Genomic DNA, 18523 nt, shown 5'->3' with positions numbered 1-18523 from the left:
GGATTAGACGGATCCGGCCACCGTTGCCCAGTTGTGTTGATCCGCTGCGTCCTGTCGTCCGGCGCCTGCGCCGAGACGTGCTCCACGGCAGGCATCGCCTGACCGTCCACGGCGGGCCCGAGTCGCTCAGTTCGGAGCCGTCGCCGCCGATTCATGTAGAGAACAACTAATTAGAGGAGCTTCAGACATGAAATGGTGGCGGTCCCGCCGGGCACGCACGGACGTCCATCCGGTGCTGCAGTCCCGCGAGGCGCTGATGACGGTGCTGGACAAGGCCCCCGCGGTGCTGCTGATCGTCAACGAGACCGGTGACGTCCTGTACCGCAACCAGGCGGCCGACAAGCTCATGCAGGACACGGTCGCCACCTACGGGCTGGAGGCGCTGCTGACGCTGGCCGAGAGCCTCAAGACCCACCTGCGCAAGGCGTCGTCCTTCCCCTACACCGCGCTGTCCAACCTGACGGTCGGCGAGCAGACGACCTACGGGTCGCTGGGCTTCGACCGGATTCCCGGTGGATACATCGTGACCTGGGAGGACGCCACGGAGCGGGTGCGCGGTGACCAGGCCGTACGGGACCTGAGCCAGGAACTCGTCGCGACCAGCACCCTCCTGGCCGAGGCGGGCGACGAGCTGGCGCGCACGGCGGGCGACAGCGCGAGTCAGGCGGAGACCGTCTCGCAGAGCTCCACCGAGCTGACCGGGAGCATCCAGGAGATCTCCCAGGGAGTCAGCAGCGCCGCCTCCAGCACCGCGACGGCGGTGGAGTCCGCGCGTGACGCCACGCGCCGGATGGAGCAGCTGCAGGAGTCCAGCCGGCAGATCGGCAGCATCACCAAACTGATCACCGAGATCGCCGAGCAGACCAAGCTGCTCGCCCTGAACGCCACCATCGAGTCGGCCCGCGCCGGTGAGATGGGCAAGGGCTTCGCGGTCGTGGCCAGCGAGGTCAAGGACCTGGCCGCCCGCACGGCGGAGGCGACCGCGCAGATCACCGACATGATCGAGGGCATCCAGGCGGAGAGCACCCAGGCCGCCGCCGGGATCTCCGGCATCGCCAGCCTGATCGACGCCGTCGCCGAGCAGCAGACGCTGATCGCCGCGGCGGTGGAGGAGCAGAGCGCGACCAGCGCGGAGATGTCCCGCGGAATGGCCACGGTCGCCGGCGCGGGCCAGGCCGCCTCCCGGGCGGCCGAGACCGTGCTGACCGCCGCTGCGAAGCTGAAGGACCAGTCCGCGCGGCTCACCGAGGTCGCCGACACCGCGGTGGCCGGGCGGCGCTGAGCCCGTACCGACTGAGCCCGTCCCTGCGGGTCCGGGCTCATCCGGACCCGTACCGGCGGGTCGGGACCGGCTGATCCCGTCCCGGCGGGCCCGGACGTATCAGGACCCGCCGGTGTCTGCCCGGGTCTGCTCCGTCGCCGCACCCGGCGCGTCCTCAGATGACAGGGATGAATGCCGATGAAGTGAGAAACATCTCTCGCCTCGAAGAAGGTGCGGCAATGCGTCGGTTCATCCGCGATCTTTCCCTCGGCTGGAAACTCCGGGCCGGGTTCGGCATCGTCCTGACGCTGCTGATCGTGGTCGTCGTCGACGGCTTCGCCGTCCGCGGCGACCTCAACGAGCAGGCCCGCCGGGTGGCCGAGGAGATCGACCCCAAGGCCCGGACGGTGGCGCTGCTGCAGTTCCGCTTCTCCGACATGTACGGCCTGCAGACCGCCTACACGGCCTCCGAGGCGTCCAGGGACGACAAGCGCGAGTTCTTCCTCGGCGCCCGCGACAAGGTCGCCGACCTGCTGGACCAGGCCGAGGCGACGGCCTCGGCCGGGGAGCAGAGCGCGGCCGCCGCAACGATCCGCGAGGGGTTCGAGGAGTTCGGCCGGATCGACGAGCAGGTGTGGGCGGCCATGCAGTCCGGCGACCGCGAGGAGGCCGTCCGGCTGAGCAACGTCGTCGAGGCCCCCGCCTACATCAAGGCCATGGACGCCGCCGCGGCCTTCGACGCCTCGGTCCTGGCCGAGCGCAACACCCATCTCGCCGCCCTGGCCGACAACCGTGACGCCGCCGACCGGCGCGCCGGCCTGCTGGCCGCCGTCGCCGTCCTGCTCGGGGGAGCGTGCGCCGTCCTGCTCACCCGCTCGGTGCGCAAGCCCGCCGAGCGCGTCGTGGGCGTCCTGGAGAAGGTCGCCGCCGGGGACCTGACCCCGCGCCTGGGCATCGACCGCGGCGACGAGATCGGCCGCATGGGCGCGGCGCTGGACGAGGCGCTGGAGCGGATCTCCGGCACCCTGCGCGGCATCGCCGGCAACACCGACGAGGTCGCCCGCGCCGCCGACGGGCTGAACGGGCTGGCCGAGAGCCTCAACGGCGACTCCGCGCAGGCCTCCGACCAGGTCCGGTCGGTCGCCTCCGCCGCCGAGGACGTCTCCCGTCACCTGGAGAGCGTGGCCGGGGGATCGGAGGAGATGGGGGCGTCGATCGCCGAGATCTCCCGCAACACCTCCGCCGCCGCCGCCGTCGCCGACGCGACGGTCGCCAAGGTCGGTGAGGCCACCGAGACCGTCGCCCGCCTCGGGGAGTCGTCCGCGCAGATCAGCAACGTGGTCAAGCTGATCACGAGCATCGCCGAGCAGACCAACCTGCTGGCGCTCAACGCCACCATCGAGGCCGCCCGCGCCGGCGACGCCGGTAAGGGCTTCGCGGTCGTCGCCGGGGAGGTCAAGGACCTGGCCCAGGAGACCGCCAAGGCCACCGAGGACATCTCCCGGCGGGTCCAGGCGATCCAGAGCGACACCGCCGACGCGGTGACGGCGATCGACCAGATCGCCGAGGTGATCGGCAAGATCAGTGAGGCGCAGCAGACCATCGCCAGCGCGGTGGAGGAGCAGACGGCCACCACCAACGAGATGAACCGCGGTGTCTCCAGCGCCGCCGGCGGCAGCTCCCAGATCGCCTCCGGCATCTCCGGGGTCTCCGCCGTCGTGGAGCGCACCCGCCTCGGCGCCGAGCAGTCGAAGCACTCGGCCGACACGCTCGCCACGATGAGCGGTGAGCTGCGCCGGCTGGTCGGCCGGTTCCGCTTCTGACCGGGCCCGCCGCGCAGTACGCGGGCCCCGCCCTTTTCCCGAGGGCGGGGCCCGTGTGTTCTCCGGCGTCTCCCACTGGTGCCTGTCGCACGCCTGTCGCACGCCTGTCGCATCCGCCGGAGACAGGCGGTACCTCGCCGCGGCGGAGATCCGAAGGTTCTAGGCGCGGCGGGACCGCATCGCCTTGAGGACCTTCACATCCGCCACCTCACCGGCGACGATGCGCTGATACTCCGCCGACTCCATCGGGCACAGCCGCACCCGGCCCGCCTGGTCGAAGAGCAGGCCCCAGCCGTACTGCTTCGGCAGCGGCGACGCCCGCAGGCACGCCTGCGACTTGGCGAAGAACTGCGCGCGCAGCTCCTCGATCTCGGCCTCCGACCGCTCCACCGGCTCCTGACGCCGCAGCCAGCTCTCGAAGAGCACGTCCTCCTGCGTCAGGACGCCCGGATCGGCGTCGATCATCTCGAACTGCACCACCGCGACCGTCTTCTTCCCGCCTCTCAGCGGCGGCTCCACGGCGTGATCGACCGGGCAGTCGTCCGCGACGGCGATGAGGGTGTCGTAATAGTTCAGGTCCACCCGGCCATGATGATCGGCAGGACCGACATTTACGAGACGGGCGTCCGTTCACGGGACGACCGTCGGCTCAATGACCGTCGGCTCAGTCCAGTTCTTCCTCCGCGCCCGTCGGCCCGTCTTCCCCTACCCCGTCGGCCCGTCGTCTCCGCCGTGGCGTCGGCACGCATGCGTCAATACAGTATTGACGCATGCCCACGAGAACCGTCCGCGCGGTGCCGGAGTCCGAGGCGCTGCGGCGCATCGAGGAGATCACCGCCCGTCGTGTCCGCTGCGACGACCCCGACCTGGAGGCGCTGACCGACGGTCCGCTGGAGGTGGCCGCCTACGTCGCCGCCCACCGGCGCGTGCCCGGGGAGGTGCTCCGGCGCGACGTGCTGGACGCGCTGGTCCTGCTGGAGTACGGCAGGCGGGCGATCCCGGTCCTGCCCGGCCGCCTGGACCGGCTCGAACACCGGCTGCTGTCCCTGGGCGTCGAGTCCGGGCTGAGCCTGGGCGAGCTGGCGGCAGCCCTGGGGCTCCGGTCCCGCCAGGCCGTACAGCACCGCCTGCTCCGGCACGCCGCCGCCGAGCGCGGCGCACCCCGCAGCGAGGTCGCCGAGCGGGCGGCCCGCCGCGGCGAGTCACGGGAGCGGGCCTGGCTGGACCGCAACGCCGCCGCCCTGCTGGCGTGCACGGCGCAGCTGCTGGAGCACCGCGACCGGCTGACACGCACCGCGCAGTCACCGGAACACTGCGACCGGCTGACACGCACCACGCGGCCACCGGAGCACCGCGGCCCCCTCGCCGCCGCCCCCGTCCCCGCCTCCGGTCCCACCGTCCCGGAAGCGGCTCCCGCCTCCGATCCCGAGCTGGCCGAGTCCTTCGACGAGCTGGCCGAGTCCCTCTCCCGTGTCCCCGCCGACCCCCGGGACCCCGCCCACCTCACCCGGACCCGGCACCTGGCCGCCCGCCTCCGCCTGCTCCTGGCCGACCTCGCCGCCGCCCCGGCCGTCACGGCCCTGCCCGGCGGCCACCCGCTGCGCGCCCTCCTGGCCCGCACCACCCGCCTGGCCACCGCCCACCAGTCCGCGAGCTCCGCCTGAAGTCGCGCTGCCGTACGGCGCGGCGAGGGGATGCGTACGCGAAGACGGAAGAGGTTCTGACATTCCTAAAAGATCATAGGGAAGTATTAGCATAGATTCATGACCAGCCGTGCCAAGCCCAGCATCGCCGTCACACTCGATCCCGATCTTGTTGAATACGTCCGCTCCCGGCTCGGCGATGACGACGTCAAGTCCCTGTCGGCCTACGTGAACGAGGCTCTCGCTGCCCGCGTCCGCGAAGAGCGCCGCCGCCGGGCGATCCTCCAGGCGCACCTGGCCCGTTCCCGGCAGGCAGCCGATCACGCTCGGGTCGACCGGATGATGGCCCACGTCAAGCGACAGCTCACCGAGGCGTCCGACGTCACCGAAGGGACTCCGTAGTGCCCCTCCCCCCGCTCATCCTCGACACCGGGGTCCTCGTCGAGCTCGCCCGGGGCGACACGGACGTCATGGAGATGATCGCCCGGTTCGACGCCGAGAGGCAGTCCATGGTCATGTCCGTCCTGGCGATCACGGGAGCCTCTCTCGACTCCGGATCCAAGGACGCCGCCGACCTGCTCCTCGGGATCGCCACGATGGAGCACATCACCGTCGCCGGACCACACGAGCCCGAACACGGGATCGCCCTGGCGTCCGCGATCGCCTGTACCGGGCTCGACCCGTGGGACGCGCACGTCGCCGCTCTCGCCGACGCCTCGATCTGTCCCGTTCTCACCCTTGATCGATCGCATTGGGAGCAGGCGGCCCAGGCCTTCGAGGAACCCCTGCACATCGTCGAGATCGCCGACCCTGAGGGGTGAGGCGCCGGAGCGAACCCCGCCGGACCCCGTGCGGAGCCCGCCGGAGAAGCCTCGGGCGGACACCGGACACCGGACACGCCGGACACGCCGAGACACCGCCCCTGCGGGAGGGACGGCGTCTCGCGGGATGAGGCTCCCTGTCCGGCCGGGCTGCGGGCCGGTCAGCCGGCCAGGGAGAGCCAGAACTTGCCCTTGCCGTACCCGCCGATCTCGACCAGCAGGTCGAGGCGGGCGCCGAGGGCCAGCAGGCGGGCCGTGGCGTCCGCCGGGGCGCTCTGGCCGGGCATGTACGCCTCGTGCAGCTTCAGGTGGGGCAGGGCCAGCTGGTTGAGCAGGCTGGTGATGATGTTGCAGATCTCTCTGACGTTGTCGGCCTGCATCGGGCTCAGCTCACCGTCCTCGATGGACGCCTCGGCGCCGCCCTGCGGGATCAGGCCGATGGCCGCGCCCGCGTAGGAGGCCAGTTTCAGGTCCATGCCCACGACGGCTGTCAGCTTGCGCGAGTTGTCGACATAGAGGGCGACCACCGCCTTGTTCAGGTCGGCGGCAACCGCGGGGTCGGTGACACCCACCGTGACGGGGCGGCCGAGCATATCCTCGAACAGGTCCTTGACGTCCTTCGGGACCGGAAGTGTCGACATGGCAGGCCTTTACCCCAGGATCGGACCGAGAACGTCGGTGAAGTTGTCCGCGGTGAACGGCTTGGTGATCAGGAAGAGCGCACCGGCCTGCTCAGCCATCTTCCGCATCTCGTCGGTTCCCTCGGAGGTGACGAACCCGAACGGCACGTCCACTCCGCCCGCCCGCAGCGCCCGCAGAACCTCGATGCCGGTCATCTCCGGCATGTTCCAGTCCGAGAGCACCAGATCGGGCTTCTGGGAGATGGCAAGATCGTGAGCCTCGCGACCGTCGGCCGCCTCGATGAGCTCGTGCCCACCGAAACCGGCCTGCCGCAGGGTCCGCGTGACGATCTGGCGCATAACCCGGCTGTCGTCTGCGATGAGAATCTTCATGATGTGAGGTCTCCTTACCCAGAGCTCTTGCTGGTCAACACGGTGATCGCAATCGGCTCGTTCTGCCAGCTTCCCTGCAGGCGGCAAACCTCCACCGCAGCAGGCCACTTGTTGACGCCCTCGTCGATTGTTGCCACGTGCGGGAGGGAGAGAAGGGAACCGTCAGGCAAAAGGCTCTTGACGTTCCCCCCGATCACGTTGACGAGCTCGCCGACCGCGTCCGCGATATCGTCGATGGAGACTTCCTCCTCCTCCATTCCCAGCAGGGCCGAGGCCGACAGCCGGGAGGCCTTCTGGGAGAAGGTCATGACGACGTGCCCGTCCCAGGCGCCCGTCACGGAGACCGTCGCGAGCACGCAGGGCATGCCGGGGCTCTCCTCCGAGGGCAGGAAGGGCGTGATCCCCTCGGGGTCGAGGTAGGACAGCCAGACCTGCTCGGTGATGGCCTGGAGGTCGTCGATCGTGGGTGTGGTCATGACATGGTTCCACTCGGTACGAGGCCCAGGAGGGCCAGCTTCTCTGCGATGGCCTCAGGGGTGAAGGGCTTGATGACGTACTCGTGCGCCCCGGCGGCGAGGGCGCGGACGATCTGCCCGTGCTCGCTCTCCGTGGTCACCATCATCAGCGTCATCCGCCGGAACCGCTCCTGGGAGCGGACCGCCGTGACGAACTCCAGTCCGTTCATCTCCGGCATGTTCCAGTCGATGAGCGCAACCTGAGGCATTGGGTCCAGTGTTTCCAGCAGTTCCAGGGCTTCCCTGCCGTTGCCGGCTTCATGGACCTCGAAGCCCAGCTGCGTGACGATGCGACGCAGAATGAGGCGCATCGCTCGCGAGTCGTCGATCACCAGTGCGGTGGGCATGGTGGTCACCCCTTCCTTGTCGCGCCGATCGGCGCAGTGGTCGCGGCGCGTGGCCGGTAGGCCGACGCACGTCCGGCGACGACTCGTTCGTAGCCGTCGTCGATGCCGATGGTGGTCTCGGCTGCACCGAGGAAGAGCCAGCCGTCGGGACGCATCAGGCTGCGGATACGCCGCAGCACGGAGCGCTTGGTCTCAAGGTCGAAATAGATCAGGACGTTGCGCAGGAACACCACGTCGAAGGGCGGCACCGCCGGCAGGTTCCCCGCGAGGTTCACCTTCTGGAAGGAGACGTTGCGGCGCAGGGCGTCGCTCGCCTGCCATTCGGTGCCCGCCCGCTGGAAGTACTTCACCAGCATGGGGACGGGCAGTCCCCGGTTCACCTCCAGCTGGCTGTAGCGGCCCTTCTTGGCGCGCTCCAGCATCTCACTGGAGATGTCGGTCGCCAGGATCTCGTACTGCATGCTGTTCTTGAGGTTCTCCTCAAGCATCATGGCCAGGCCGTACGGCTCCTGCCCGCTGGAGCAGGCCGCCGACCAGATACGCAGTTTCTGCGTCGGGGTGCGGCGCTCCATCAGGTCGGGCAGCACGACATCGGTGAACGCGGTGAACGGTTCACGGTCGCGCAGCCACGAGGTCTCGTTGGTGGTCAGCGCATCGACGATCTGGTCGGCCAGCGTGCGCTCCCGCTGGGCCCGCGCGACGAACTCCGACACCGTGACGGTGCCGATCCGCCGGGCCAGGGGCAGCAGCCGGGCCTCCACCAGATATTCCTTGCCTGGTTCGAGGACGATCGCCGCCTCGCGTCGGACGAGCCCGCTTACGAAGGCGAACTCCTGTTGGGTTAGAGCCATCGGGTCATCCTCGGGACCTGACCGTGCGGCCTCCTGCCACACGGTTGATGAGATGGTTGGAAATCTCGTTCAGCGGGAGAACGGCGTGGGCCAGGCCCGCGGTCGCGACCGCTCCGGGCATACCCCACACCACCGAGGTGGCCTCGTCCTGGACCACGATCTCGGCTCCCTTCGCCACAAGCCCCTCGCTGCCGCGCTTGCCGTCCTGGCCCATTCCGGTCAGGATCACACCCAGGGTCGCCCCGCCGTACACCGCGGCGACCGAGCGGAACAGCACGTCCACGGCCGGTCGGCAGAAGTTCTCGGGCGGTCCCTGCTGCAGTTGGGTGAAGACGCCGGGACCGCGCCGGACGACCTCCATGTGGTAGTCACCGGGAGCGATGTACACCGTCCCGGGCTGTACCGGCATGCCCGCCTGGGCCTCGACCACCTTCAGCCGCGCGGCGCGGTCGAGCCGCTCGGCGAACATCTTGGTGAACACCTGCGGCATGTGCTGCACCACCACGATCGGCAGCGGGAACGCCACCGGAAGGGCGCTGACCACCTTGGACAGCGCGTCCGGGCCGCCGGTGGAGCACCCCACGGCCACGACCTGGGGCGTGCCCGTCCCGCTCGCGGGCTGGCGGGCCAGCGAGACCGGGGCGGACGGGGCGGACGGGGCGGGCCTGACGCCCCCGCGGACCGGGCCGCCGCCCACCTTGCACAGCGCGTAGATGCGGGGAATGATCTGCTCCCGCACGCTCCTGATCGACTCCGCGACGCTGCCGACGTTGGCGGGCTTGGTCACGTAGTCGCTGGCGCCCGAGGCGAGGGCTTCCAGGGTGGCCGACGCGCCGACCGAGGTCAGCGTGCTGAACATGATGACCGGGAGGCGTGGGTGAACCTTCCTGATCTCCTTGATGGTGGTCAGGCCGTCCATGACCGGCATCTCGATGTCGAGCGTGACGATGTCCGGCTTCAACATGTCGATCTTGGAAAGGGCCACCTTGCCGTTGGGCGCGGTGCCGACCACCTGGATGCCAGGATCCCCACTCAGCGCGTCGACAATCAGACGCCGGACGACGACCGAGTCGTCGACCACCAGAACTGATACCACGCGAGTGCCTCCTGTGCCAGAAGCGGGACTTTTGCCACCGCCCGTCCATCGCGCTCCTTATCGACAGCTCAGGCGGAAGGATGAGGATTCATCGGACTTATACGGACTTCATGCCCGCCAATCTGGGCAGATTGGTGCTTGGAGGATGAATACCCAGAGTGATGAGAAAACTTCATAAAGGTATCTCTGCTCTGCGGTCTCCTCCGGCCCCTGACCGGCGGGTGCGGCGTGCGCGAGGGCGCTCGCCGAGCCCCGTACGGCGCTTTTCAGGCCCGGGTACGGCGCGCGGCGGCACGGGCCGAGGCCCGCGACAGCCGGGAGGCGTCTCCGGGCCGGACACTGCGGGAGACACCCGGGCGGCGGACGGGACCGGCCGGGGACGGGCGCCGCAGGCCTCGCAGGCCCCGGAGTCCTCGGATGCCCTGGGCGTCGCGCAGCGCGCCGATCGCGGCGGCGACCGGGGAGGTGCGCCCGAGCGAGCGTGTCAGCAGCGCGGCGGCGGCGCACGCGGCCACGGTGGTGACCACTCCGGCCAGGATGAGGGCCTGGCGGGGCCCCAGGGCGTCGCAGAGCATCCCGAGCACCGGGCCGCCCACCGCCCCCGAGGCCGCTCCCACCATCGTCTGGGCGGCCAGCACGCGGCCCCGCATGGCCGGGTCCGTGTCGAGCTGGGCGCGCGTGCTCACGGTCGTGTCGAGGACCACCGCCGCCGCGGCGATCGGCAGCAGCATGACGGCGAAGCCGAGCAGGCCCGGCACGATCCCGCTGAGCGCCTGTCCCACGCTGGTGAGCAGGGCGGCGGCGAACAGGATCCGGAACGTCAGGCGGGGCCGGGAGGCCGCGTACAGGCCGCCGAGGACGGCGCCGACGGCGAAGACGACGGACAGGACGCCGTAGCCGGCGGCGCCCGCGTTCAGCGGTCCCTCGCTCATCGCGGCCATGGTGACCTGGTAGTTGCGGCCCAGGGCGCCCAGGACGAAGGCCATGCCGAGCAGGACGAGCAGCCACCGGGTGCGGGAGATGTAGCGCAGCCCGGCCGCGACCCCGGCCTGCGCGGCCTCGGCGCGCGGCAGCGGGTGCATCTCGCCGGCGCGCATGCACAGCACCGTGGCGATGACGACCCCGAAGCTCAGCGCGTTGAGCAGGAAGAGCGTCCCGGTGCCGGTCAGGGGGATGAGCGCCCCGGCCAGCGCCATGCCGAGGATGCGCCCGCCGGAGCTGATCACCGAGCCGAGGGCCAGGCCGTTGGACAGGTCCTCGGGGCCGACGACCTCCGCGCCGAAGCGCCCCAGGGCGGGACCGTCCAGGGCGGACACCATCCCGCCGAGGAGGGCGACCGCGTAGATCGGCCACACGCTCTGCACATCGGAGAAGGCGATCACCGCGAGCGCCAGGGCGAGCAGCCCGTGCAGGGCCTGCCCGGTCAGCACCAGGGGACGGGCGGGCAGCCGGTCGGCGAGGGAGCCGCCGGCGAAGGCCAGCAGCAGAGTCGGCAGCGACTGCAGGAACAGGCCGAAGCCCAGGCTGGTGGCCGACCCGGAGATGGACAGCAGGAGCCAGTTGACGCCCAGGACCTGCATCCAGGTCCCGCCCACCGACAGGAAGTCGGCCGCCGCCCACAGGCGGTAGTTACGCTGCCGCAGGGCCCGCAGCATGTCGGGGGTTCGGAACACGGTGACGCTTCCTCTCTGGATCCGCACGGACGAGAGGTCGCTTCGCATCGGGCCCCCGCCGATATCGCGCCGGGACGGCGCATGTCAGGTTCGGGACGGCCGTAGGGCTCGTGCTGGTCGTCGGGGGTCCGGCGGCCGTCCTCGGCAGGAGGATCGGCAGCCGCGGGCCGTCCTCCGGGAGCCGGGGGGTACGGCAACCGAACCGCTACCGGGCCGGGGTGCGCGGGCTCCGGCCGCAAACGACACGAACCGCCCGGGACGAGGTCCTGGGCGGTTCGCGGACCACCGGGGGAGGGGCTTCGGCAGTCTGGAGAGGGCTCTTGGCCGGGGCGTATCCGATGGACCGGCCGACGTGCCGGTTCTGACGGACCGGCTCTTACAGACCGGCTCTGACGGGCCGGTTCCGACGGACCCCCGCCGTGGCGGGGATCCGTCGGGGAGCCTCCCGGAGGGAGGACTAGACGGAGAAGCGGCTGACGACGGCCCGCAGCTCCGCGGACATGCGGGCGAGCTCTTCGGCCGCGCGCTGGGTGTCGACGACGCTTCCGCTGGTCATCTGGGCGGCCGTGGCCACGGAGGAGATGTTCCCGGCGATCTGGCCGGAACCCGCCGCCGCCTCCGCGACGCTGCGGTTCATCTCGTTGGTGGTGGCGCTCTGCTCCTCCACCGCGCTGGCGATGGTCAGCTGGTAGTCGTTGATCCGCGCGATGATCTCGCTGATCTCCGCGATCGCCGCCACCGCGCTGCCGGTGTCGGCCTGGATGGCCTCCACCCGCCGGGCGATGTCCTCGGTGGCCTTGGCGGTCTCCTGGGCCAGGTCCTTGACCTCGCCCGCCACGACCGCGAAGCCCTTGCCGGCGTCGCCGGCGCGGGCCGCCTCGATGGTGGCGTTGAGCGCCAGCAGGTTGGTCTGCTCCGCGATCGAGGTGATGGTCTTGATCACGCTGCCGATCTCGGCCGAGGAGGTGCCCAGCTTTCCGACGATGTCGTTGGTCGACTGCGCGGCCACCACCGCCTGGGAGGCGACCTTGGCCGCCTCGTTGGCGCTGTGCGAGATCTCGCGGATGGAGGCTCCCATCTCCTCGGCGCCGGCGGCGACCGTCTCCACGTTGCGGGAGACCTCGGCGGCGGCGGCGGTCACTACGCCGGCCTGCACGCTCGTCTCCTCGGCGCTGGCGGCGATCTGGGTGCTGGTGGCGGTGAGCGCCTCCGAGGCGCTGGCCAGGGAGTCCGAGGAGTTGTCGATGGTGCGCAGCGCGCCCTGCATCGACTCGGCCGCCTGGTTCAGCGCGACGGCCATCTGGCCGATCTCGTCCTTGCTGCGCACCGGCGCCCGGCCGGTCAGGTCGCCGTGGGCCATCCGCTTGAGCACGTCGGCCACCGCGCGGACCGGGCCGACGATCACGCGGGCGACCATCAGGGCGCTGAGGACGCCCCAGATCAGGCCGAGGACGAGGACGAGGATGACGACGAAGCGGGCGGAGTCGGCGGTCTCGTTGAACGCGGTGTTGGCGCTGATCTTCTCGCCGATGGCCGTCAGCGTGCCCTGCAGCTTCTCCTCGTAGGCCTTGCGCAGCTTCCGGGTGCCGCCGTCCGTGGACTCCTGGATCGCGGCCGCCTTGTCGGTGGCGTAGAGGGCGTACTCGGCCTCCAGCGCGTCCTTCCAGCCATCGAGGTCCTCGGCGAGCTCGTCCACCTGGGCGGTCTCATCGGGGGTGAGGGTGAACGTGCGCGCCTGCTTGAGCCCCGTCTCGATCTCGGTGAACCGCGCCAGCGACTCGTCGCGGAACTCGGGGTCACCGGAGAGCAGGAATCCGCGCTCGTCGTTGGCGACGCCCTTGGCGGTCAGCGCGACGTGCTGGAGGGTGGCGAGCAGGGGGAACTGCTTGTTCACCTGCTGGTCGTGAACGTCCCCAAGAGAGTTGATCTTCATCAGGCCGGTCATGCCGGTGACCACGGCGGTCAGGGCGAGGATCGCGACCGCAATCAAGATTTTGGTGCTGATGCGCCGATCGGCGATCAGCCGCCACGGCCCCTTTACTTCCACCGTTACTCCTCGGCAGGCCGCCCTCGGCGGCGTTCCAGATAGATGTGACCATCACCCCGATCGGCACGAACAGCGGAAAGTTGAGTCGTAAACTATTTTCCCGCTGATTTTTCGTGGCTTTCCGGCCTCTTCCGGATCCTTCCGCGCCTTTCCGGACCCTCCCGGCCGTCTGCGGCACTCCTCGGCCGTCCGCGGCCGTCCGCAGCCGTCCGCGGCCCGGTCAGCCGGCGAGCCGCTCGCCCTCCACCGGCGCCCGGCGCGGGTGAGCGCTCCAGCGCAGCCCGGTCCCGGCCGGGCCGGGAAGGGGCTCGGGGCCGGCGTCGGCGGCGGCGTCGGCCAGGAGGCGGTCCAGATCCGCGGCCGGCACCGGCTTGCTGAAGAGGTAGCCCTGGCCCAGCTGGCACTGCATGTCCCGGAGGAACCCCTTCTGCTCGCTGGTCTCCACCTTCTCCGCGATGGCGGGCAGGTTCAGGACCTCGCAGAGGTTCAGGATGGCCTGGGTGAAGGCGTGCCGCTGGCGGGAGGCGGTGTCGGTCCCGGAGTCGAGAGTGGTGAAGGCCCCGTCGATCTTGACCACGTCCACCGGCAGGTGCTGCAGGTAGGCCAGCGAGGAGTAGCCCGTGCCGAAGTCGTCGATGGCGATCCGCACGCCGTGCTCGCGCAGCTCCGACAGGTACCCGGTGACCCGGGTCATGTCGTCCTGCCCGGGGGCCAGCAGCGCGGTCTCGGTGATCTCCAGGATGAGCGCCTCGCCCGGCAGCCCGCTCTCGCGCATCGCCTCCAGCACCGTGGAGACGAACTCGGGCCGGTGCACCTGGCGGCCGGAGACGTTGACGGTGACGGCGATGCCGTACCGCGCGTACCAGCGGGCCGCGTCGGCGCAGGCGCGGCGGAGCGCGTACACGCCGATCGGCACGATCAGCCCGTTCTCCTCGGCCGCGGGGATGAACCTGTCGGGCGGCACGATCCCGTCGGGCGACCGCCAGCGCAGCAGCGCCTCGACCGCCTGGATCCGGCCGGTGGCCAGGTCCACGACGGGCTGGTAGTTCAGCACGAACTCCTCGCGCTCCAGGGCGCGGCGCAGGCCCTCGGTGATCCTGGCCTGGTCGAGCTGCTCCACGCGCAGTCCCTGGTGGAACACGCTGATCTGGTTCTTGCCCGCCGCCTTGGCCGCATACAGGGCGAGGTCGGCGTCGCGCAGGACGTCCTGCGCCTCGGCCGCCTCAGCGATCATGTACAGGCCGACGCTGGCGGTGACGTGGAAGGAGTGGTCGCCCACGACGAAGGCCTGGCCGATCACCTCGACGACCCGCTCGGCCACGTGGGCGGCCTCGCCGGGGGTCACCCCCTCCAGGAGGATGGCGAACTCGTCGCCGCCGAGCCGGGCCAGGGTGTCGGCCTCGCGGAGGATCCCCCGCAGCCGATGCCCGGCCTGGATGAGCAACTGGTCGCCGGCCGGGTGGCCGTAGGTGTCGTTGATGAGCTTGAACCCGTCGAGGTCGAGCAGGAGGAGTGCGTGCCGGGCCTGGCCGGCCCGCCGCGCCGTCGCCTGCTCCAGGCGGTCCTGGAAGAGCGCCCGGTTGGCCAGCCCGGTCAGGTGGTCGTGCATCGCCCGGTAGCTGAGCAGCCGCTGCAGCGACTGCTGCTCGTCCAGGGCGCGGGAGAGGTCCGCGGCCTGCTCGTCCAGGAGCCGGGCGCGGCGGTGGGCCGTGTTGGTGTTGGTGATCAGCCGGATGACCAGGAACGTCATCAGAGCGGCGAAGATGATCAGCGGCACCGCGAAGTCCGCGGGCCGCACCTCCGAGCCCGCCTGGAGGTTGAGCATGAGGGAGAACGGCCCCGCGCAGGCCATCACCAGGAAGACGAGGCTGCGCGCGGTGGTCAGGCGGGCGGCGGGGGTCTTCGCGCGGCGGGCCGCCGAGGGGTGCAGCGCCGCGGCCCCCGACAGCACGAACCACGCCAGCCAGCCCGCGTTGCCCAGCAGTCCGTAACTCCAGGTCTCATCGCGCTGGAGCATCATGGCATGGGTCACGTCACCGAAGGCCATGCCGATGAAGCCGAGGCTGAGCAGAGCGTAGGAGCGGTTGCGCAGGCCGTGGGTGAACCACAGCCGCAGTGCCATGAACTGCACGACCACGTCGGCGATGGGGTAGGTCGAGGCGAGGAGCATCTCCCGGCCCGACAGCGTCCGCAGGCCGCCGTAGGGGTTGAACGTCATCGTCCAGTACACGAAGGCCAGGCCCAGCACGACGACCATCGCGTCCGCCATCACGGCGACGTTCCTGGAGCGCATCGAGTTGCCGGGCAGCTTCGCCAGGCCGGCGACCAGCAGCGGGTAGGCCAGCAGGTAGACCAGGTCGATCCATCGGGGGACCTCGGGGCCGTCCGCCGTGAAGTACCAGGCCGCCCAGATCAGGTCGGCGCCCACCCAGGCGCCCACGCCCGCGGTCAGCAGCCACCACGCCGCCTGCTCGGCCGGCCGGTTCACGCGGATCCCCACGGCCATCGCGGCCACCCCGACCACCTGCAGGGCCGTCCGGGCGGCCACACCGGTATCGCCCGGCGCGAGCAGTCCGGCGACGCTCACCAGCAGGCCGGACAGGAGGAACCAGAACCAGAGGCGGGATCGGACGGGTCCCCGCCCCCGCCGGTGCCGCCTGCCGCGCCGGGGCCGGAAGACGCCCGGATGCGCGTTCCTCTGCGGGTCGTCGCTCATCGGTCGTACCGGTACAGGTCGTAGGTGCGCATGAGTTTGATGAGTTTGGCGGGATAGCCGGGATCGGTGGCGTACCCGGCTCTGGCGATCCTCCTGGCGAACCGGTCGGGATCGGCGGTGTGCTCGAACGCCGCTCGGTAGCGGTCGCTGGAGGAGAGGAAGCGGCCGTGGTCCTTGAAGGAGTCCGCGGGGGAGCGGTAGGTCCGGAACAGCGCGGTGGTCCGGCGGCAGCCGCGGGGACCGCACTCCGTGGTCGGGTGGCGGCGGCAGCCCGTCGCGTAGGGGCCGTGGTCCCCCGAGGAGGAGCACTTGATGCCGAAGTAGTTCCGGTCGGTGACGGCCAGCCCGCTCCGGCCCCACGACGACTCCAGGATCGCCTGGGCGAGGATCACCGACGCGGGCACCTTCGTCACGCGCTGGCTGCGGCGGGCCGGGACGCCGGCCTGCCGGAGGAAGGACGCCGCCAGCGCGGACGAGGACGAGGCCGCGGAGGACGTCAGGGGAGATGCCGACCGGGACTCCGCCGGCACGCGCGCGGCACCGCCGGGCGGCGTGGCCACCGCGGGCAGGCAGGGAGAGATCGCGGCGCCGATGGTGATCAGGGAAGTCAGCGCACGCCGCGGGGTCAGCACGGGCACATGGTGAACGCTGAGTGATGAAAGATGCACTCTCGGTTGCTTCCCGGGTGCAGAACCGTTGCCGCAGACGCAATGGCAAATGAAAGCCTCAGTCACAACCACATGAACTGGGTTGATAACGTTCAGTTTGGGGTGAATCGCTATATGTGACGATCCTCGGAGGTTCTGGGGAGGGCCTCACGCACGGGGGACATATGGGGGGCAGCATGCTGAACAGCGGTGATCGCCTCGATCACACCGCCTCGTACCTGCCCGACCCGTCGAATACGGCGCGGGCGATCCTCGGCCTTCTCAACGAACGGCTGCGCGGCGGCGGCGACTCCGACGGCGCGCGTACCGAACCGACGCTGCTGGCCGGGCTGCGCAGCGTTCCCGGCATCCTCCGGGCCGAACTGCGCCCGGCCGACGCGACCCCGCCCTCCGGCGGGGAGCTCCTGTGGCCCGCCGGGCCCGGCAGGCTGCTGGCCGTGACCCTGCGGGACGGCTACGACAGCCACGGCGTCCCCGAGGCCCTGGCCTGCCTGGCGGCGACCCTGGACGTGTCCCTGCGCCGGGACGCCGAGGCGAACGCCGCCCCCGCCTCCCGCGACGCCGCGCTGACCGCCGCGAAGACGGAGTTCATCGCCACCGTCATCCACGACCTGGCCACGCCGATCACCCCGATCCTCGCCTACGCGGGGCTGCTGTCGGACCCCGACACCGGGCCCCTCACCACCGACCAGCGCGAGTTCGTCAAAGTCATCGAGCGCAACGCCATGCGCCTGTCGGAGCTCCTCAACGACCTGCCGCTGCTGGTCGACCCCGCCTCGCCCGAACTGGAGCTGAGGCGGGAACGGGTCGACCCGATGGAGCTGGTGCGCGACATCGTCGGCCAGCTCCGGCCCGGCGCCGTCCACGCCGGGATCACCCTCCGGTACCACGCCCGCCCCGGACCGGCACTGGCCTGCAACTCGATCCGCATCCGCCGCATGCTCGACATCCTGCTGACGGCGGCGATCACCCGGTCCGCCCCGGGGGACATCGTCGACGTCGAGGCCCGCCCCACGGTCGACGGCTGGCACATCGAGATCGCCTGCCTGGCCTCCGGCGACGCGCACGAGAACGCACCGGCCGGCCGGGACGGGGAGGCGGGTCCCGTACCGGGCCGCCGCGAGTCCCTGGCCCGCGAGGACTCCTGGCCGAGGCTCGGCATGGCCCGCGCCATCGCCGGCATGCACGACGGCACGCTCCACATCACCGACGACGGGACGAAGGGATCGGTGATCAGCGTGGAACTGCCCTGGGAGCCGGTCCGCGACCGAAGAGAAGAGGGATGATGAGCAAGCTGCTGGTCATCGAGGACGACGCCGACACGCTCGCGGTCATCCAGGTGCTTCTCAGTCACGGCGGGCACGAGGTGGTCCCGGCCACGGACGGCCGCAGCGGCCTGCGGCTGCTGCACGAGCACAAGCCGGACGTGCTGATCCTCGACATCGGCCTGCCCGTCATGGACGGCTGGCAGGTGCTGGAACGCGTCCGCGACATCAGCGACCTGCCGATCCTGATCCTCACCGGCCGGGGCCAGGAGCGGGAGAAGGTGCGGGGCCTGCGGGCGGGAGCCGACGACTACCTGGTCAAGCCGTTCTCCCGGGCCGAGCTCACCGCCCGGGTGGAGGCGCTGCTGCGCCGCGCCGGCGCGGCGTCGTGGGCCGAGGACGTCTACGACGACGGGGTCGTGCGGGTGGAGCCGGCGACCCGGACGGTCTTCGTCGAGGACCAGGACGTCCACCTGACGCCCACCGAGTTCCGGCTGCTCAACACGCTCGTACGGCACGCCGGGAACGTCCTGAGCTCCTCGCAGCTGCTCTCCCTGGTCTGGGACGACCCGACCGGCCTGAGCCCGGAGCGGGTGAAGTTCGCGATCCTGCGCCTGCGCCGCCGCATCGGCGGCGACCTCGCCAACTCGCCCATCGAGGCGGTCCGTGGTGTGGGATACCGCTACCGCCCCCCGGCCCAGCGCCAGGACGGACGTGAGGCCGTGTCCTCCCGGCGCCACTGACCTCCGCAGCCCGCCTCGGGAACCCGTGGCCGACGCCCTCG

At 70.9% G+C, this 18523-nt stretch carries 18 protein-coding genes; 7 read left to right on the top strand and 11 right to left on the bottom strand.

The window, feature by feature from the left end; translation table 11 throughout:
- Nucleotides 1-187 precede the first annotated feature (187 nt).
- Together IEZ08_RS25320 and IEZ08_RS25315 are read left to right on the top strand one after the other, a co-directional pair.
- Entirely contained in the window at nucleotides 188-1282 is a 1095-nt protein-coding gene (locus tag IEZ08_RS25320) for a methyl-accepting chemotaxis protein (RefSeq protein WP_068922265.1), read from the top strand.
- Nucleotides 1283-1500: 218 nt separating this feature from the next.
- The gene (locus IEZ08_RS25315) at nucleotides 1501-3084 is read left to right on the top strand and encodes a methyl-accepting chemotaxis protein (protein ID WP_068922264.1); all 1584 of its coding nucleotides are present in this window, start codon (nucleotides 1501-1503) and stop codon (nucleotides 3082-3084) included.
- Between the two features lie 159 nt (nucleotides 3085-3243).
- Here the strand turns inward: IEZ08_RS25315 and IEZ08_RS25310 are convergent, their stop codons facing one another.
- Nucleotides 3244-3666: a DUF6157 family protein gene (locus tag IEZ08_RS25310; protein ID WP_068922263.1), complete on the bottom strand. Its 423-nt coding sequence runs from the start codon at nucleotides 3664-3666 to the stop codon at nucleotides 3244-3246.
- A gap of 188 nt (nucleotides 3667-3854) precedes the next feature.
- Between IEZ08_RS25310 and IEZ08_RS25305 the strand changes: the two genes are divergently transcribed.
- The 3 genes from IEZ08_RS25305 (at nucleotide 3855) to IEZ08_RS25295 (ending at nucleotide 5548) form a co-directional block, all read left to right on the top strand.
- Nucleotides 3855-4748 carry a hypothetical protein gene (locus IEZ08_RS25305; protein ID WP_068922262.1) on the top strand — a complete coding sequence of 298 codons (894 nt, stop codon included), beginning with the start codon at nucleotides 3855-3857 and terminating at the stop codon, nucleotides 4746-4748.
- Nucleotides 4749-4847: 99 nt separating this feature from the next.
- Nucleotides 4848-5129: a hypothetical protein gene (locus IEZ08_RS25300; protein ID WP_068922261.1), complete on the top strand. Its 282-nt coding sequence runs from the start codon at nucleotides 4848-4850 to the stop codon at nucleotides 5127-5129.
- On the top strand, nucleotides 5129-5548 hold the full coding sequence (locus tag IEZ08_RS25295; RefSeq protein WP_189243120.1) for a hypothetical protein: 420 nt from the start codon (nucleotides 5129-5131) through the stop codon (nucleotides 5546-5548). Before IEZ08_RS25300 ends, IEZ08_RS25295 begins: the two co-directional genes overlap by 1 nt.
- 161 nt (nucleotides 5549-5709) lie before the next feature.
- Here the strand turns inward: IEZ08_RS25295 and IEZ08_RS25290 are convergent, their stop codons facing one another.
- The 10 genes from IEZ08_RS25290 to IEZ08_RS25245 form a co-directional block, all read right to left on the bottom strand.
- A complete protein-coding gene (locus IEZ08_RS25290) occupies nucleotides 5710-6189 on the bottom strand; it encodes a hypothetical protein (protein WP_068922259.1) in 480 nt (159 codons plus the stop codon).
- Between the two features lie 9 nt (nucleotides 6190-6198).
- Nucleotides 6199-6561 carry a response regulator gene (locus IEZ08_RS25285; protein ID WP_068922258.1) on the bottom strand — a complete coding sequence of 121 codons (363 nt, stop codon included), beginning with the start codon at nucleotides 6559-6561 and terminating at the stop codon, nucleotides 6199-6201.
- 14 nt (nucleotides 6562-6575) lie between these two features.
- Entirely contained in the window at nucleotides 6576-7037 is a 462-nt protein-coding gene (locus tag IEZ08_RS25280) for a chemotaxis protein CheX (protein ID WP_068922257.1), read from the bottom strand.
- Nucleotides 7034-7423 (bottom strand): response regulator, encoded by a 390-nt coding sequence (locus IEZ08_RS25275; protein ID WP_068928547.1) that lies wholly within the window; start codon nucleotides 7421-7423, stop codon nucleotides 7034-7036. The genes IEZ08_RS25280 and IEZ08_RS25275 overlap by 4 nt, the downstream gene beginning before the upstream one ends.
- Before the next feature lie 5 nt (nucleotides 7424-7428).
- On the bottom strand, nucleotides 7429-8274 hold the full coding sequence (locus tag IEZ08_RS25270; protein ID WP_068922256.1) for a CheR family methyltransferase: 846 nt from the start codon (nucleotides 8272-8274) through the stop codon (nucleotides 7429-7431).
- 4 nt (nucleotides 8275-8278) lie between these two features.
- Nucleotides 8279-9370 carry a protein-glutamate methylesterase/protein-glutamine glutaminase gene (locus tag IEZ08_RS25265; RefSeq protein WP_068922255.1) on the bottom strand — a complete coding sequence of 364 codons (1092 nt, stop codon included), beginning with the start codon at nucleotides 9368-9370 and terminating at the stop codon, nucleotides 8279-8281.
- A gap of 266 nt (nucleotides 9371-9636) precedes the next feature.
- Complete coding sequence (locus IEZ08_RS25260) at nucleotides 9637-11043, bottom strand: MFS transporter (protein WP_068929317.1); 1407 nt, start codon at nucleotides 11041-11043, stop codon at nucleotides 9637-9639.
- Between the two features lie 457 nt (nucleotides 11044-11500).
- On the bottom strand, nucleotides 11501-13090 hold the full coding sequence (locus IEZ08_RS25255) for a methyl-accepting chemotaxis protein (RefSeq protein ID WP_068922253.1): 1590 nt from the start codon (nucleotides 13088-13090) through the stop codon (nucleotides 11501-11503).
- Between the two features lie 220 nt (nucleotides 13091-13310).
- Entirely contained in the window at nucleotides 13311-15806 is a 2496-nt protein-coding gene (locus IEZ08_RS25250) for an EAL domain-containing protein (RefSeq protein WP_189243119.1), read from the bottom strand.
- Nucleotides 15803-16438 (bottom strand): glucosaminidase domain-containing protein, encoded by a 636-nt coding sequence (locus IEZ08_RS25245; protein WP_189243118.1) that lies wholly within the window; start codon nucleotides 16436-16438, stop codon nucleotides 15803-15805. The genes IEZ08_RS25250 and IEZ08_RS25245 overlap by 4 nt, the downstream gene beginning before the upstream one ends.
- Nucleotides 16439-16650: 212 nt before the next feature.
- Between IEZ08_RS25245 and IEZ08_RS25240 the strand changes: the two genes are divergently transcribed.
- Nucleotides 16651-17760, top strand: coding sequence for a sensor histidine kinase (locus IEZ08_RS25240; RefSeq protein WP_189243117.1), 1110 nt, complete (start codon nucleotides 16651-16653; stop codon nucleotides 17758-17760).
- Complete coding sequence (locus tag IEZ08_RS25235) at nucleotides 17757-18482, top strand: response regulator transcription factor (RefSeq protein ID WP_203863696.1); 726 nt, start codon at nucleotides 17757-17759, stop codon at nucleotides 18480-18482. Before IEZ08_RS25240 ends, IEZ08_RS25235 begins: the two co-directional genes overlap by 4 nt.
- Nucleotides 18483-18523: the final 41 nt, after the last annotated feature.

It is taken from the genome of Planobispora rosea (genome assembly GCF_014648175.1).
Classification (GTDB): Bacteria; Actinomycetota; Actinomycetes; order Streptosporangiales; family Streptosporangiaceae; genus Planobispora; species Planobispora rosea.
Note: the sequence above shows the minus strand (reverse complement) of the source record. Positions and strands in the feature narration are given on the sequence as shown.